This window comes from Bacteroidota bacterium, assembly GCA_016711505.1.
In the GTDB taxonomy this organism is placed as follows: Bacteria; Bacteroidota; Bacteroidia; order AKYH767-A; family 2013-40CM-41-45; genus JADKIH01.
The window spans coordinates 219,749-233,773 of record JADJSV010000004.1; the positions used below are offsets into that span (position 1 = coordinate 219,749).

Below are 14,025 nucleotides of genomic sequence, written 5' to 3' on the forward strand. Positions count from 1 at the left end.
GAATAAGAAAAAGGAGGGAGACGGATAAAGAAGATCTATATCAATATTAAAGCACAAACAAATGAATCAACATATTAAGGAGATAGTTTCAGTATTGAAAACTTTTTCTATTCCATTTAAAATTTTAGAGAATGATGAGTCACTTTTATTTTTTAATACGATAATAAATGAGTATGCTAGGAAAGAGGTTTATAAATATCCTTTATGGGAAAACCTGTCTAATTGGTGCGGCGTTGATTATCGATATTCTTGGGAATGGTTCAATCAAATTATTGAAACTAATGATTTAATATTGTTTTTTGAACCGGAAGACGACAAAAACTTTATTTTAATAGACAATGCAGTTGATTTAATTAAATTAATAAATAATTCTTATCGATTTACATTTTATATTTCAAATATAGAAGCTGAATTTCTTTATTGCTATAATGACCACGATAATTTATTAGCTTCTGGAAAAGCCATAAAATGGCTATCTAGTTATGATTTTATTATTAAAATGGAATAACTCTTTTTCAAACAAATCATAATTCAAACATTTGAATAGTCAATTATCCCTGAATACTTCTATATAAAGAAAAAAAGAAAGTAATGACCCTTAAAAAGAAAAATGAAATGAGACAAAATAGTTTGATGGAAACTTTTAAGAGCTGACAAAAGAAATATAATTACTACCAACTTAATTGATCAAATCCTAGCCAATCTCTGATTTTTTTTTGAATCTCCCGATTCTTTGGACTACCAGACTCCTCAATTTTTTCAAATAGTTGAATAAAAATAACTTCTTCTGATAACTCTTTTACAAGGAATGCCTCCTTAAATGATAAAATTTTATCTTTACTAATTATTTTATAAAATGAAGGGCCAAACCACATTTTAAATGCTGGCATAACCCAAGTAGAGTTCACTAAAGACGATCTACCCGGATTATTCGAAATATCGATTTTCCTTTGTCCGTATTTATCTATTATAAAATGTCTTGGTTCAGCGTTAAACAAACCTCTCATTTGAAGTATGCTTTCAAATTGTTCTGATTGAGAATATCTGTAGTCCTCATCAAAATAAAACGCAGATACAAAGATGGGTGAAAAATAAAACTTTCTATCTTGTTAATATCATTTTCTAATAAATCATAGTTTTCTACAATTTGTATTGATCTGTGAGAAATCTGAACTCCACCTGTATTCATAATGCTACACAAATCAAAATTCTTATTGCTTAAAATTATATCATCATTTGAAGACGCCTTTTCAATTTGTTTTTTATGCTTAGTTTCATTCCAATTTAAACATTTTGAAGATTTAATAAAAAAAAGCGGGTCGAATTCGACGAAATCATTATAAAATTTAATGAAATCGCTTCCATTTAAGCTACCACTTTTAAAACATATTTGTAATCCTGCTTTCATAAAATTTTACTTAATTTCAAATATATCAACTATAACTTTATGCTTAAATTAAGTTTGATTTGGATTGGGGTATGTATGCACATTGTATGCACGTTAAAAATTGGCATGTTCTGAAAATAGTATAACTTATTGAAAATTAAGTGATCCCGACGAGGATCGAACTCATAACCTACTGCTTAGAAGGCAGTTGCTCTATCCAATTGAGCTACGGAATCAGAAGAAGTTGAAAGTGTGAGTGTGGAGTTGGAGTGTGTTGGCGAGCTTTCAACGAAATGCTAAAACATATACAGACTCTCACTCTGGTCACTCTGAATAAGTCGGGGTGGCAGGATTCGAACCTGCGACCTCATAGTCCCAAACCATGCGCGATAACCGGACTACGCTACACCCCGAAACTAATTTTTACTGCTTGCAACATTTGAACTGAAGCGCGGTGAGGAGGGATTCGAACCCTCAGTACCGTTTCCAGTACGACAGTTTAGCAAACTGTTCCTTTCGGCCACTCAGGCACCTCACCGTAATGCAAGGGCGGCAAAGATAGAATATTGTCCTTTTTCTGCAAATAAAAAGAACTTATTTAAGTGCGTTTGTTTCAGTTATATACGAATATTTTAATTTGTTTCCTTTTAGTATGGGCCTCCTAAAACGCCGTTTTTGTCTTTTTACTTGAGGGAAAGTTTATGGATTAATATTCCCGCAGATTGCGCAGATTGCGCAGAAAATCCGCAGAGATCTCTGCGAGATCGAAAATAGATATCGGAACGACTTCATAAAAAAAATTCTGCGGCTATTCTGCGTATTCTGCGCAACTCTGCGGGAAATAAAATCCCGTTGCAATACTTTCAACCTCTAAATCAACTAGAATCTCGAATTACAAATGAACTAATGATATTACGTAATCATGTGCGACCTCTTCGAGGTCGGGTGCCGTGGGGGATATTGTTTTCTACAAATGTGCGACCCCTTCAGGGTCGGCAGTCCGGGAAATTTTAGACTGCTTTGGTTTCTCGATTAGCTGTTAAATTTTCAGGCGCTGGTTTTCATGTTTACAAAGGTAAAGGCGCTTGCATACAACGTGGACTGATAATAAAATCTTATAATTCACATTATTGTGCCACATGGCAATTTTAAAAATTTATAATCGCGCTTTGTTCCGATCATCTGCCACGTGGACTGATAATTAAAAATAAAACCCGATCTTATATTTCGTCACATTGTTCCGCTAATCTGCCAGGTGGACTGATAATTAAAATAAAACCCGATCTTATAATTCGTCACATTATTTCGCTCATCAGTCACTGTCAGTTCAACCTGATGTTCTTTGTTTTCCATAAACGGTGAAACATCGCACTGCAACATTCCTGTCTTTCTGTCGAACTCAAACAACATCCATTTGCCATCAACTTTTCCTGAATAGGATTTGATCTTTGATAAATTGTCTTTCGCTATGAATTGAATTACTGCGCCGCGATAGGAATTCATATCTGCAGGAACATAATCTTTTACAACTACAGGTGGAGTAGTGTCAAGCACAGTTGTATAGTCTCCGAAAACTGAAACCTGAGTGGAAACAAATTTATTATTCCAGTTACCGCCGACCTTTTAATGTTCCGTCTCTCTGGATCTCTGCGACAACTGCTTTCGACATCAGTGAATCTGCTAAAACTGTTTCCGGTTTTATTCCTACAGTGATCGGAACATTCAATGCTTCATACCAGTTACCGACACGATATGTATTCGACAAGTACTGCGGACTTTTAATTTCCATGTCTGTATAATACAAATCCTGATATACTGCATTCGCCGGAATAGCAACATCGAGTTTCGATTTGTGAATGGCAACTCCTTTGGCATTGGTCACTAACATTGCATCAGCAGGGTGTGCCTGGTACTGATATTGATTCAATGTCGGATAAACGACTACAGGAAATTCTATCTGCGATTTATTGCCATGAATAAATTCCCAATACAGCCTGTGAATTATCGATACGGTCTGTTGCACCAACTCCGAAACTAACGTAACCAAATGCCTGAACAATATCAGTAGTATTCAACATTAAAATTCCATCTACATTTTGTGTTTCATATACAACTGAACTGTCTGTCTTATTTACAATTCCTGCTTCCATCGTCGGATAGATGCGGATACATTTTAATTCAGGTGCCAGTCCATCGAAAACATGTAAGCCAAATAAAAACGGATTAATCGGCTCTTCAGTCTGCTCATCACGAATTTCAAAATGTAAATGCGGACCTTCAGCACTTCCTGATGCACCACTATATGCAATCACTTCGTCCTGTTTTACAACAAAGTCTTTAGGTTTTAGATTTACATCCAGTTCGAAAACTTGTTTCTCATATTGAATTTTCCGGATGTATTCATTAACAGGTTGAGTGAATTTTTGCAAATGACCATATACCGTTACATATCCATTCGGATGTGTGATGTACAATGCTTTCCATATCCGTCAGCCGAAATTTTGATTCGTGAAATATATCCTGCAGCCGATGCCGAAACCGGACGGCCTTCCATTTCTTCAGTTCCCAGATCCAGTCCGGAGTGAAAGTGATTATCACGGATCTCTCCAAAAGTTCCCACAATAGTGACCGGGGTATCAATTGGCCAGTGGAAATAATTTTGCGGGTAATTCTGCGCTTGTGAAGTGGCAAAAAAGAACAATAACAGGAAAACGGGCAATAACTGACTTTTTCTCATTTTTCGTGGATTTACATGCAAAGAAAATAAATTCCCGTGAAGAGGCTAATTAAACCCCAAAAAGAAAGGACCGCCGGCTTTTACCCCGACGGCCCACCACACGAAAAACATGAACACAAAAACTATATAAATGAACGATTTTAAGTTCAGGTATATTCTTTCTTTTAATTGGAGAATTACTTTGGTTTGACAAAGTTTAACAGTGATTAACAAAAGCTCTTACATATGGAATTTCAATATTCTGTTTTACTACTGTTTTCGATTCTTAAAGGCACATTTAGATTTTTTTATCTTTTACCGTAGTAGAACTTCAGACCCAGAATAGATGAATTTACGATGAGCGAGAAGCTATTGGTTATCAGAATAGGGAGGTCGTCTTTGAGTATTCCATACCAGATCCAGAAGCAAAATCCTGCTATCAATATGATCAGCATGAATGCAGAAAGATCTGTGGGTTTCTTTTCTTTTATGATTTTGATCAATTGAGGCAAGGAAGCGATTGCAGTTAGAATACCTGCAAGCAGACCTATTGTGTTTTGCATGCTCTGCTCAATAAAATATCATTCCTTTTAGGTGAATAGAAGAGACGGATTGTAACAGGAATTCAACAATCCAACGAAAATTTCTACCTTCGCGCAACAATAAAAAACTATGTCAACAATTTCATTAGGGATCGGGTCCAGAGTACGCCATCCACAATTTGGTGAAGGTGTAATTATTCAGATCAAACCGGAAGAGTATATGGTTACTTTCATGCAACATGGTATGCGTGAAATTGACCGGACATTTGATCAGTTTGAAATTATCGATGCAAATGATGCCGATAATGATCTGGTAAGTCTGGCCGATATAGAAGTGTTGCTTGTAAACACTCTTCGAAAGTACTCAGACCTCCAGGAAAGAGTAGAAATGGGACAGAAATGGACCGGCGGAACGATGATCCTTAAACCGGGAGATTCATCACTGAAATCCAAAGAAGTTCCGATCGAAACCTTCTTCAGTAAGATAGTCATGCTTCGTGACCGACTCAGAGTATTAGAACAAAGAGTGAACAGTCACGAAAAACTTACCGACGAAGATAAAGTCAATATGCAGCAATATATCACCCGTTGTTATGGTTCATTGACAACTTTCAATGTATTGTTCCGTTTCCAAACTGATCATTTCACCGGAGAAGCAAGTAAATAAGTAAGTAAAAAAAAACGCTAATTATACTTCATTTCACTTCATTCCACTTCATTTTACTTCATTCCTTTCATACCCTTCATTCCTTTCATTCAAGAAAATCATGAATCTCCTCTCAATCGAGAATCTCTCAAAGTCATATGGAGATAAAATACTGTTTGATAATATTAGTTTTGGAATATCGAAGGGCGAAAAGGTTGCTTTGATTGCAAGAAACGGCGCGGGAAAAAGTACGTTGCTAAAAATTATTGCAGGAAAAGAAACTCCGGATAGCGGACTTGTTACTTTTAGAAAAGACATCAATGTGGAATTCCTCGAGCAGGAACCATATATGGATAATACAAAAACTGTTCTTGAAGTTATTTTTGATGTTGATAATCCATCGGTGCAACTGATGCGTGATTATGAACTGATGCTTGAAAAAGATCAGTTGAATCATACTCCAGAAACTGCACGTGAACTTGAAAGATTGTCGGGATTGATCAGTGATGCAAATGCATGGGATTATGAGTGCGTGTGCGACAGGTATTGTCGCGATTGAATATTCATAACCTCGATCAACCGATCCGACAGTTGTCGGGTGGACAGAAAAAAAGAATTGCTCTTGCAAAGGCATTGATCGATCCGGCTGATATACTCATCATGGATGAGCCAACGAATCACCTGGACGTTGAAATGGTGGAATGGCTTGAAGATTTTCTGACGCGTTCGCAGTTGTCGCTTATACTTGTAACTCACGACAGATATTTTCTTGAGAACATTACGGATAAGATCATTGAGATGGAGAATGGAAACATTTATTCATACGAAGGAAATTATTCTTATTTCTTAGAAAAGAAAGAAGAACGTGAATTCAATGAGACTCGTGAACGTGATAAGGCACGCAACATTATGCGCACAGAATTGGAATGGATGCGCAGAATGCCAAAGGCAAGAGGCACAAAATCAAAAGCACGTATCGATTCATTTTATGAATTGAAGAATAAAGCAGCAGGAAAAAAAGCAGAAGGTAAAATGGAACTCGATGTGAAAATGAATCGCATCGGAGGTAAAGTTATTGAACTGAAAAAAGTTTATAAAGGATTTGATAATCTTCCGATCTTACAAGGTTTCGATTATACTTTTAAAACCGGAGAACGAATTGGGATAGTCGGAAAGAATGGTGCAGGGAAGTCAACTTTTTTGAATTTGCTCGTCGGACTTGAACAACCTGATTCAGGAAAGATCAATGTCGGGGAAACGATCGTGTTCGGATATTATTCGCAGCAAGGCCTGGAAGTGAAAGAAGATAAGCGTGTGATTGAAGTTGTAAAGGAACATGCAGAAGTCATTCAGTTGAGTGACGGATCAAAAGTTTCTGCCGGACAATTTTTGCAGTTGTTTCAGTTTCCACCTGAAGTTCAATACACATATGTCAGTAAACTCAGTGGTGGCGAAAGAAGACGTTTGCATTTGCTTACTGTGTTGATCAAGAATCCTAACTTTTTAATTCTTGATGAACCTACAAATGATCTTGATCTTTTAACATTGGGAATTCTTGAAGAGTTTCTGATGAATTACACCGGATGTTTATTAGTTGTTTCCCATGACCGGTATTTTATGGATAAGCTTGTTGACCATCTTTTTATTTTTGAAGGCGAAGGAAAGATCCGTGATTACAATGGCTGCTATTCAGAATACAGAATGGCTGAAGATGAGAAAGAAAAAATCTCGCTAAAACCTAAACCGAAAAATCAGGAACCATCATTTGATGAAACTAAGAAAACTGAAGTTTCAAATAAGAAGAAGATGACGTTCAAAGAGAAATTTGAACTTGAAACTATTGAAAAGCAATTGTCACATCTCGAAACAGAAAAGGATGAGTTGACAAAAAAACTAAGTAGTGGTGGAGGAAGTCATACTGAATTGGTGGAATGGGCCAACAGGATGGAAGTTATACTTAAGGAAATTGACGAGAAATCACTTCGTTGGCTTGAACTTTCAGAAATAGCCGGTTAAAAGAAAGCTACAGTTTTTCATTTAATCTATTGCAATTCAATTAAATACGGAAATTTTTAATATTTTATTTGCGAAGCCGATTAGTTGCACATATATTTGCAACCGATTGGCTTCGTAATTATAAAAAGAAAATGAGAAGAGATATATTTCAGGCAATAGCAGATCCAACGCGTCGGGCAATCATTGCATTGATTGCAATTCATGCTATGACACCAAATGCAATATCGGAGCGTTTTGATATTACCAGACAATCAGTTTCAAAGCATTTGCGGATTTTAACAGAATGTCAACTCTTGAAAAAAGAACAACAGGGCAGAGAAATTTATTATCAACTTGATATTAAACAAATGAAAGAAATTGATAAGTGGCTGGAACAATTCAGAAAGATCTGGGAAGACCGGTACAGTCAACTCGATGATCTATTACTCAACATAAAAAACAAAACTAAAAAATGAAAAACAATTTGCTGTTCGACTTTATAGTTGATAAAGAAAAAAATACGTTGACGATGAGAAGAGAGTTTCTTGCAAATCGTCAGCTCGTCTGGGATGCACATACTAAAAGTGAACTGCTTAATCAGTGGTTTGCGCCAAAACCATTAACAACGAAAACCAAGGTAATGGATTTCAAAGAAGGTGGGAGTTGGGTCTATGCAATGGTAGAACCTAAGGGAAAAGAATATTGGGGTCGTATGGATTACGAAAAGATCAAGCCGATAGAATTCTATTCAGGTCTGGATGCCTTTTGCGATGAAAACGGTAACCGAAATCCTGATCTTCCTCGTGCAAAGTGGAATGTATATTTCAAAGAACATTCTGAGAACACAATTGTAGAAACGCTTATTCAATATGAATCACTTTCAGATCTTGAAACAATTATTAAGATGGGTATGAAGGAAGGTATCACATCGACATTTGAAAGTCTGGATGAACTGTTATTAACACTAAAAAAAAAAACCTAAAAAAAATCACTGAAAATGGAAGCAACAAAATTCAGGTTCAGGCAAACGGCAGCCGACAAACAAAAAGCATGGGATTTTTATACAAAACCCGAACACATCGTGAAATGGAATTTTGCATCCGACGACTGGCAATGTCCCCGCGCAACAAATGATATGCGTGTTGGGGGAAAGTATAGTGCACGGATGGAAGCGAAGGACGGAAGTTTTGGATTTGATTTCGAAGCTGTATATGATCAAATCGTTCCTGGAGAGAAATTTCAATATACAATGCCGGATGGCAGATTGGTAAATGTTGAATTCGAAAAGAACGGTAATAGCACCAATGTTAAAGTGTTATTTGATGCGGAATCGGTTAATTCTCTGGAGCTTCAAAAAGGTGGGTGGCAAACAATTCTGGATAATTATAAAAAGTATGCTGAGAAAAATTAAATTATTGTGGTGTGATTTTAATTACTTAGAATCTCACCACTTTAATTTGTTTTAAGATAGCGGTTCAATCCAATTGTTTTACCGTATTTTGCACCAATGATAAACCGGTTTATTAAAGACAAAGAGTCATTTTTAGCCTTTCGCTACATTGATTACCGGAGATTTATCTTTTCCAAGTTCATGTTAACGCTTGCACTGCAAATACAGTTTGTAGTTATCAGCTGGCAGGTTTATCAACTGACACATGATTTTCTTGCACTTGGACTGTTAGGTTTGTTTGAAGCAATTCCTGCTGTTACTCTGGCACTTTTCGGCGGATACATTTCCGACCGAAACGACAGGCAAAAAATTGTTTTCATTGTAATGATGATGCAAATGCTTTGCAGTGTAGCATTGGTTTTTATTTCCTACCATTATACAAGTAATCCGAATGAAGTTGTAACAGTATTTCCATACTATGTAATCATGTTTTTTGTCGGATTGCTGCGCGGTTTTTACAGTCCTGCACAGTTTCCCTTGATGACACAGCTTGTTCCACGTGAAGCTTATGCAAATTCGTCTGCATGGAATTCTACTTTCTGGCATATAGCAGTTGTAGTTGGATCTTCAATTGGAGGATTGCTGCTGGCTTTCTTTGGAGCAAATGTTGTCTATATAATTGTTGTTTTGTGTTTGCTTTTAGGTGTGATTCAGATCTACAGAATTCCGCCGCAACCACCACAAGCAGTTAAGCAGGGTGAGAGTGTGAAAGACAGCATCAAGCAAGGTTTGAGTTTTGTTTTTAATAATCAGATGATCTTCGGTGCAATGCTACTGGATCTCATCGCAGTTTTGTTTGGAGGCGCAACAGCGATGTTGCCGGTCTTCGCCAGTGAAGTTTTACATGTTGGTGAAACCGGTTTTGGAATCCTTCGTGCAGCACCCTTTGTCGGATCAGTAGCGATGGCTTTATACATGACAAAGCATCCGCCTTTGAAAAATTCGGGTAAAAAGTTGTTGGCCTGTGTGGCAGGATTTTCACTCTGCATGATATTCTTTGCGCTAAGCAAAAATTTCTATTTGTCTTTTGCGATTCTTGTTCTCAGCGGAGCATTCGATAATGTCAGTGTTGTGATCCGTTCCATGATCGTCCAATTTTTCACGCCCGATGAAATGCGTGGCCGCGTTTCATCGGTAAGCACAATGTTTATCAGTTCATCTAATGAGATCGGTGCCTTTGAATCCGGCTTTGCTGCAAAACTTTTAGGCCTTGTTCCATCCGTAGTGATCGGTGGAAGCGTAGCGATCCTGTCAGTCGGTGGCGCATTCGCCTGGCTTCCTAAATTAAGAAGGTTGGATCTGCAGGATATGATGGATAAAAATTAAATTATTTTCTAAAAAAATCATTTTTCATTCATTATTTTTTAAAACAAACCCCCAAAACAATTTCATTTTTTACCTGAAGTTTGTAATTGTAAGGCGGATCGTAAACCATCTGGTTTTCGAAACTAATATTTATCGATTTAAAGAGTTCATACATAATTCTGTTTTTTGTGTATAATGTTGCATCTTCTTTCGTCAGACCTTTTATAAATATCCGGGAACTGTTGCGCCAATTGAAAAGATCTTTTGCCCACGACTTGTTGATCGATACTGTTATGCTTGAACCAATTTCTGTCATATAAGAAAAGTTTGAGCTTATATTTTTATGTTGAGGGTAAAAAGAGGAAATTTTATCAGACAGAAATGTTGTTTTTAAATCAACAGGTGAAAAATTTACCAGATTGCCTTTCCTGAAATCGAAATTAAATCCGGTTCCAATGTTGAAAATTATCGGAAGAAGAGGTTGTTTGGATAGTACTTTTATGAATTCATCCTTTAAAAATGTGTATTCATACGCATTCGTCATTTGCGTTTTAATATTGATGTTGATAGAATTGACAACATTGATGAACTGAAACTCCCAATTACCTTTTAATTCAATTTCATCATCTCTGACATCTATTATGCTGTCGATATATTTGGTAAAAGACAATTCAATGTTTGTTTCCTGTTTTGAACGGTAGCTCCGGGTTGATTTATTTCTTACCAGACTTGCCCTGGTAGTAATATCAAGATTGAAATTATTATCGTTGTGGAAATTGACAAGTTGCTGAAAATTTGATGCAAAATAGAATTGACCACTCTTTGAAATTTTACAAGAATCTATCTTACTGATCGAAATTGAATCACCCTGGCCAAATGCTGAATATGTTGCTAAGTGTAACAAAATTAAGAACAGCAGGCGGGCAATTTTGTTCATTCGGAATTTAGTATAGCATTGATCTTTGTTTGAACTGTAGTAGAAATGAAACCAAATCCTTCCGAAAATAAGTCCTGATAGGAAAACAGATAGAATTGATTTTTCTTAATGATCACTAATTCCGGTGTAGGTGTATTGTCATTCCATTTTTCAGAATAGGTAACACTGTATGCCTGAAAACCGGGAAAAAGAATGGTCAATTCGTAAATGTTTCTTTTTCTTTCAAGTGATGTTGAATCAGAATGTGAAACAGCATGTAATTGGAATGGATATTCTTTTTGTAATACCAAGAGGTAATCAGTTAGAGTCTGAAAACAATTTTGGCAACTCTTATTATTTTTCACAATGAGAAAATAAATACTGTCATTTGAAAAAAATTGAGATGTATTTTGTTTTGAATAGAATTTCCAGCCTGTTACATAACCATCATCAATGTTTTTTGATATCGTAATTCCTGAATTGAAGAAAATAATGAAGAAAAGAAAACTAATGAATTTCAATCTTTGAGATCCTGATAATAAATTCCGGATCGTTATTTTCATAGAAAATATTTTTTCTGTTTTCATTTTCTTCATCGGTAAGTTTTGGATCAGGTAAATAATTGTCTTCTTCAAGTGAAATTGAATATCCATCAGTGAATAATAGATATGGATCTATGTGAAATGTAAGTTCATCTTTACAATCTAAATGGTAGCCTGATTTTGGAATCAAAATTCTTTCCGGATCCAGGTATATGTTATTATTTACGTTGTAGACAAAATTTTTAGTTGAAGAAACCTTTGAACCGGGCATACTTACGGAAATCAGAAGTAGCGAATCATCGGCAAAATGAATGCTTTGAATTCTTGAAAACGTGATCAGACCGGGTTCAAAGTTTGCTATAAATTCTTTGGGATTTATAATAGCCGGTGAAGTTTCGACGGGAATCTTATTATTGGGAAGATTGATCCAATCATCTGTTTGTGGCAATTCAATTGTATGTATTAGATTCAAGTTCAGGTCATAAATGTGAATTCGGTTTCCACACGGCTCCGCCACTGCAATTCTCCTTCTATTATTGGTGATCCAGTTTTGAGGAAAATGACTTAATCCAATACAAGGTACTTCCGGATGGATAACTGTAAGAAATTTTCTTTGGCGTGCATTATAAATTGCCAGACTGGTATTGTGAACACTATCCTTGAATAAAAACAAGTTAGAATTAATAACTTTTGCGTTAAAGGCCATCATCCTTTGAGGGAATTGGACTTCTTCTACAAATTTAAATTCACCTTGGACCGGTTTAAAGAGGAACCATTTTAAATCGTAATCATCCTGCATTAACAGGAAGGAATCATTTAGTGCAATTGCCGGACATTGAAGGACCTTCATGATTGTAGGCGCCATTACAATTATGTCTGCACGCTTGTTTGTTTTCAAGTCTAACGTATGAATCGTTAATTGCCGCTTTTCAAGATTCCACGACCGGGAAGTCACGAATGAGAATAGATTTGTTGAAATGGAAGTCCGGCAAAGAGGGTCAATGGATAATTCTCCCGTGAATATGATCGTATCATTTTTCTCATTCGCCCTGCAAAACAGGGTTGTAATGAAAAAGAAACAGAGGGTCATATAGACCCTGCTGTTTTTAACAAATTTATTACTTCTCCAAAAGTACTTCATCTTCCACAGTTGTAATTACTAATTCGTCTTTGTCTGTTGTTTTCCATGAAACAGGCAATACATCCTGAAATTTGATTGAACCTTCCCGCTCGCCTTTAGCATAACGCGCCTGAACTTCATTAACTACATCTTGCATGATAATAGTTTTAAAGCCCGCAGTTACACCGAAGCTTACAGGACATTTGTTGTGTCCGTTTCCTTTGCATTCACAACGGCGGTTATTTACCATTACATAATTGTACATGTGGTTAGCTCCTCCACCTTGAATGACGATCGTGTAAGCTGATGCTGACGAGATCATCGATGCGACTAGCGCAAAAATCATTAAGAATTTTTTTGTCATAGTTTTGATTTTTTTGAATTATGTGATTAATTAATTTTGATGGAACAAATCTCGGGTATAGTGAAGCAGATTACAACCGCATAAAATAAGGATGATTAAAGACCCTGCTTTTTTTAATTACTGACGAATTCTTATCTTGCCGGAAAATCGGAATTATGCCAAAGAAAAATTTTAGAATATTAAGCTGGAATGTAAATGGTATTCGTGCCGTCTGGAAAAAAGGTTTTTTGGAATGGCTTCAAAAAGACGATCCGGATGTTTTGTGTCTTCAGGAAACTAAAGCTCAGATAGATCAGTTAGGTGAGGAGATCCGTAGCGTCAATAATTACAAATCATTTTTCTTTTCTGCAGAAAAAAAAGGATATAGTGGAGTAGCAGTTTATTCAAAAGTTGAACCAATTGCTGTGAGATCCGGATTCAACAGTCCTGAATTTGATAGTGAAGGAAGAGTTTTGGAGGTAGAATTTGAAAACTTTGTTTTGTATAATGTTTACTTTCCAAACGGTGGCCGCGGTCCGGAAAGAGTAAAGTATAAACTCGATTTTTATGAGCAACTTTTCAAAAGAGCAGAAGAGATGCGTAAAAAGAAAAAGAACATTGTTGTAGTCGGAGATTATAATACTGCGCATAAAGAAATTGATCTAGCTCGTCCGGGACCGAATATGAAAACAAGCGGTTTTCTTCCCGAGGAAAGGGCTTGGGTCGATAAAATTATTGAAATGGGTTATGTTGATATTTTCAGAGAATTCAATAGCGAACCCGGACAATATACCTACTGGGATGTGATCACGCGTGCACGAGAAAGAAATACAGGCTGGCGAATAGATTATTTTATGATCTCTGAAGAAATGAAAAAAATGGCTGTGAATGCAACCATTCATCCATTAGTTATGGGAAGTGATCATTGTCCGATTGAACTTGAAATTAAGTTATAAATAAAAAAGCCGGTCGATAAACCGGCTTTTCTATTTTTATGATAGCATTATTTTATGCCAGCTTTCTTTTACAGGTATTTGCCACTTTGTTTTTAATTCTGATTTTT

20 protein-coding genes and 3 tRNA genes are annotated in these 14,025 nt (G+C 36.2%); 9 read left to right on the top strand and 14 right to left on the bottom strand.

The genetic code is table 11. The features are described from left to right. Positions 1-61: 61 nt before the first annotated feature. The gene (locus IPL24_08895; protein MBK8363789.1) at positions 62-508 is read left to right on the top strand and encodes a hypothetical protein; all 447 of its coding nucleotides are present in this window, start codon (positions 62-64) and stop codon (positions 506-508) included. 163 nt (positions 509-671) lie between these two features. Here the strand turns inward: IPL24_08895 and IPL24_08900 are convergent, their stop codons facing one another. The 10 genes from IPL24_08900 to IPL24_08945 all read right to left on the bottom strand — a co-directional run bounded on the left by IPL24_08900 (position 672) and on the right by IPL24_08945 (position 4,666). Further along, positions 672-1,007 (bottom strand): hypothetical protein, encoded by a 336-nt coding sequence (locus IPL24_08900; GenBank protein ID MBK8363790.1) that lies wholly within the window; start codon positions 1,005-1,007, stop codon positions 672-674. Beyond that, a complete protein-coding gene (locus tag IPL24_08905) occupies positions 1,004-1,408 on the bottom strand; it encodes a hypothetical protein (protein MBK8363791.1) in 405 nt (134 codons plus the stop codon). The genes IPL24_08900 and IPL24_08905 overlap by 4 nt, the downstream gene beginning before the upstream one ends. Positions 1,409-1,549: 141 nt before the next feature. Next, positions 1,550-1,623 (bottom strand) — tRNA-Arg (locus IPL24_08910). 102 nt (positions 1,624-1,725) lie between these two features. Beyond that, positions 1,726-1,800 (bottom strand) — tRNA-Pro (locus tag IPL24_08915). 38 nt (positions 1,801-1,838) lie between these two features. Beyond that, a tRNA-Ser gene (locus IPL24_08920) sits at positions 1,839-1,926 on the bottom strand. A 691-nt stretch (positions 1,927-2,617) separates the two neighbouring features. Then, positions 2,618-2,941: a hypothetical protein gene (locus tag IPL24_08925; protein ID MBK8363792.1), complete on the bottom strand. Its 324-nt coding sequence runs from the start codon at positions 2,939-2,941 to the stop codon at positions 2,618-2,620. A 55-nt stretch (positions 2,942-2,996) separates the two neighbouring features. Next, positions 2,997-3,410 (bottom strand): hypothetical protein, encoded by a 414-nt coding sequence (locus tag IPL24_08930; protein ID MBK8363793.1) that lies wholly within the window; start codon positions 3,408-3,410, stop codon positions 2,997-2,999. After that, positions 3,352-3,861: a M23 family metallopeptidase gene (locus IPL24_08935; GenBank protein ID MBK8363794.1), complete on the bottom strand. Its 510-nt coding sequence runs from the start codon at positions 3,859-3,861 to the stop codon at positions 3,352-3,354. The genes IPL24_08930 and IPL24_08935 overlap by 59 nt, the downstream gene beginning before the upstream one ends. Further along, complete coding sequence (locus IPL24_08940) at positions 3,831-4,124, bottom strand: hypothetical protein (protein MBK8363795.1); 294 nt, start codon at positions 4,122-4,124, stop codon at positions 3,831-3,833. The genes IPL24_08935 and IPL24_08940 overlap by 31 nt, the downstream gene beginning before the upstream one ends. A 287-nt stretch (positions 4,125-4,411) precedes the next feature. Then, positions 4,412-4,666, bottom strand: a complete 255-nt coding sequence (locus IPL24_08945) for a SemiSWEET transporter (GenBank protein ID MBK8363796.1) — start codon at positions 4,664-4,666, stop codon at positions 4,412-4,414. Positions 4,667-4,775: 109 nt separating this feature from the next. Here IPL24_08945 and IPL24_08950 point away from each other — a divergent pair, with 109 nt between their 5' ends. The 7 genes from IPL24_08950 (at position 4,776) to IPL24_08980 (ending at position 10,062) form a co-directional block, all read left to right on the top strand. Further along, complete coding sequence (locus IPL24_08950; protein MBK8363797.1) at positions 4,776-5,312, top strand: hypothetical protein; 537 nt, start codon at positions 4,776-4,778, stop codon at positions 5,310-5,312. Positions 5,313-5,412: 100 nt separating this feature from the next. Further along, positions 5,413-5,850 (top strand): ABC-F family ATP-binding cassette domain-containing protein, encoded by a 438-nt coding sequence (locus tag IPL24_08955; protein MBK8363798.1) that lies wholly within the window; start codon positions 5,413-5,415, stop codon positions 5,848-5,850. Next, positions 5,847-7,307, top strand: coding sequence for an ABC-F family ATP-binding cassette domain-containing protein (locus IPL24_08960; GenBank protein ID MBK8363799.1), 1,461 nt, complete (start codon positions 5,847-5,849; stop codon positions 7,305-7,307). Before IPL24_08955 ends, IPL24_08960 begins: the two co-directional genes overlap by 4 nt. Before the next feature lie 131 nt (positions 7,308-7,438). Beyond that, on the top strand, positions 7,439-7,762 hold the full coding sequence (locus IPL24_08965) for a winged helix-turn-helix transcriptional regulator (GenBank protein MBK8363800.1): 324 nt from the start codon (positions 7,439-7,441) through the stop codon (positions 7,760-7,762). Then, complete coding sequence (locus IPL24_08970) at positions 7,759-8,268, top strand: SRPBCC domain-containing protein (GenBank protein ID MBK8363801.1); 510 nt, start codon at positions 7,759-7,761, stop codon at positions 8,266-8,268. The genes IPL24_08965 and IPL24_08970 overlap by 4 nt, the downstream gene beginning before the upstream one ends. A 15-nt stretch (positions 8,269-8,283) precedes the next feature. Beyond that, a complete protein-coding gene (locus IPL24_08975) occupies positions 8,284-8,697 on the top strand; it encodes an SRPBCC domain-containing protein (protein MBK8363802.1) in 414 nt (137 codons plus the stop codon). A 96-nt stretch (positions 8,698-8,793) separates the two neighbouring features. Continuing rightward, positions 8,794-10,062: an MFS transporter gene (locus IPL24_08980; GenBank protein ID MBK8363803.1), complete on the top strand. Its 1,269-nt coding sequence runs from the start codon at positions 8,794-8,796 to the stop codon at positions 10,060-10,062. A gap of 31 nt (positions 10,063-10,093) precedes the next feature. On the opposite strand, the gene IPL24_08985 is transcribed toward IPL24_08980, so the two are convergent. From IPL24_08985 to IPL24_09000, 4 genes are read right to left on the bottom strand one after another with little or no spacing between them, the layout of a single operon-like run. Then, entirely contained in the window at positions 10,094-10,978 is an 885-nt protein-coding gene (locus tag IPL24_08985) for a hypothetical protein (GenBank protein MBK8363804.1), read from the bottom strand. Further along, positions 10,975-11,478 carry a hypothetical protein gene (locus IPL24_08990; GenBank protein MBK8363805.1) on the bottom strand — a complete coding sequence of 168 codons (504 nt, stop codon included), beginning with the start codon at positions 11,476-11,478 and terminating at the stop codon, positions 10,975-10,977. The genes IPL24_08985 and IPL24_08990 overlap by 4 nt, the downstream gene beginning before the upstream one ends. Continuing rightward, positions 11,465-12,589, bottom strand: coding sequence for a hypothetical protein (locus tag IPL24_08995; GenBank protein ID MBK8363806.1), 1,125 nt, complete (start codon positions 12,587-12,589; stop codon positions 11,465-11,467). Before IPL24_08995 ends, IPL24_08990 begins: the two co-directional genes overlap by 14 nt. A gap of 28 nt (positions 12,590-12,617) precedes the next feature. Further along, positions 12,618-12,983 (bottom strand): hypothetical protein, encoded by a 366-nt coding sequence (locus tag IPL24_09000; protein ID MBK8363807.1) that lies wholly within the window; start codon positions 12,981-12,983, stop codon positions 12,618-12,620. 155 nt (positions 12,984-13,138) lie between these two features. Here IPL24_09000 and xth point away from each other — a divergent pair, with 155 nt between their 5' ends. Then, positions 13,139-13,918: an exodeoxyribonuclease III gene (xth, locus tag IPL24_09005; protein ID MBK8363808.1), complete on the top strand. Its 780-nt coding sequence runs from the start codon at positions 13,139-13,141 to the stop codon at positions 13,916-13,918. Positions 13,919-14,025: the final 107 nt, after the last annotated feature.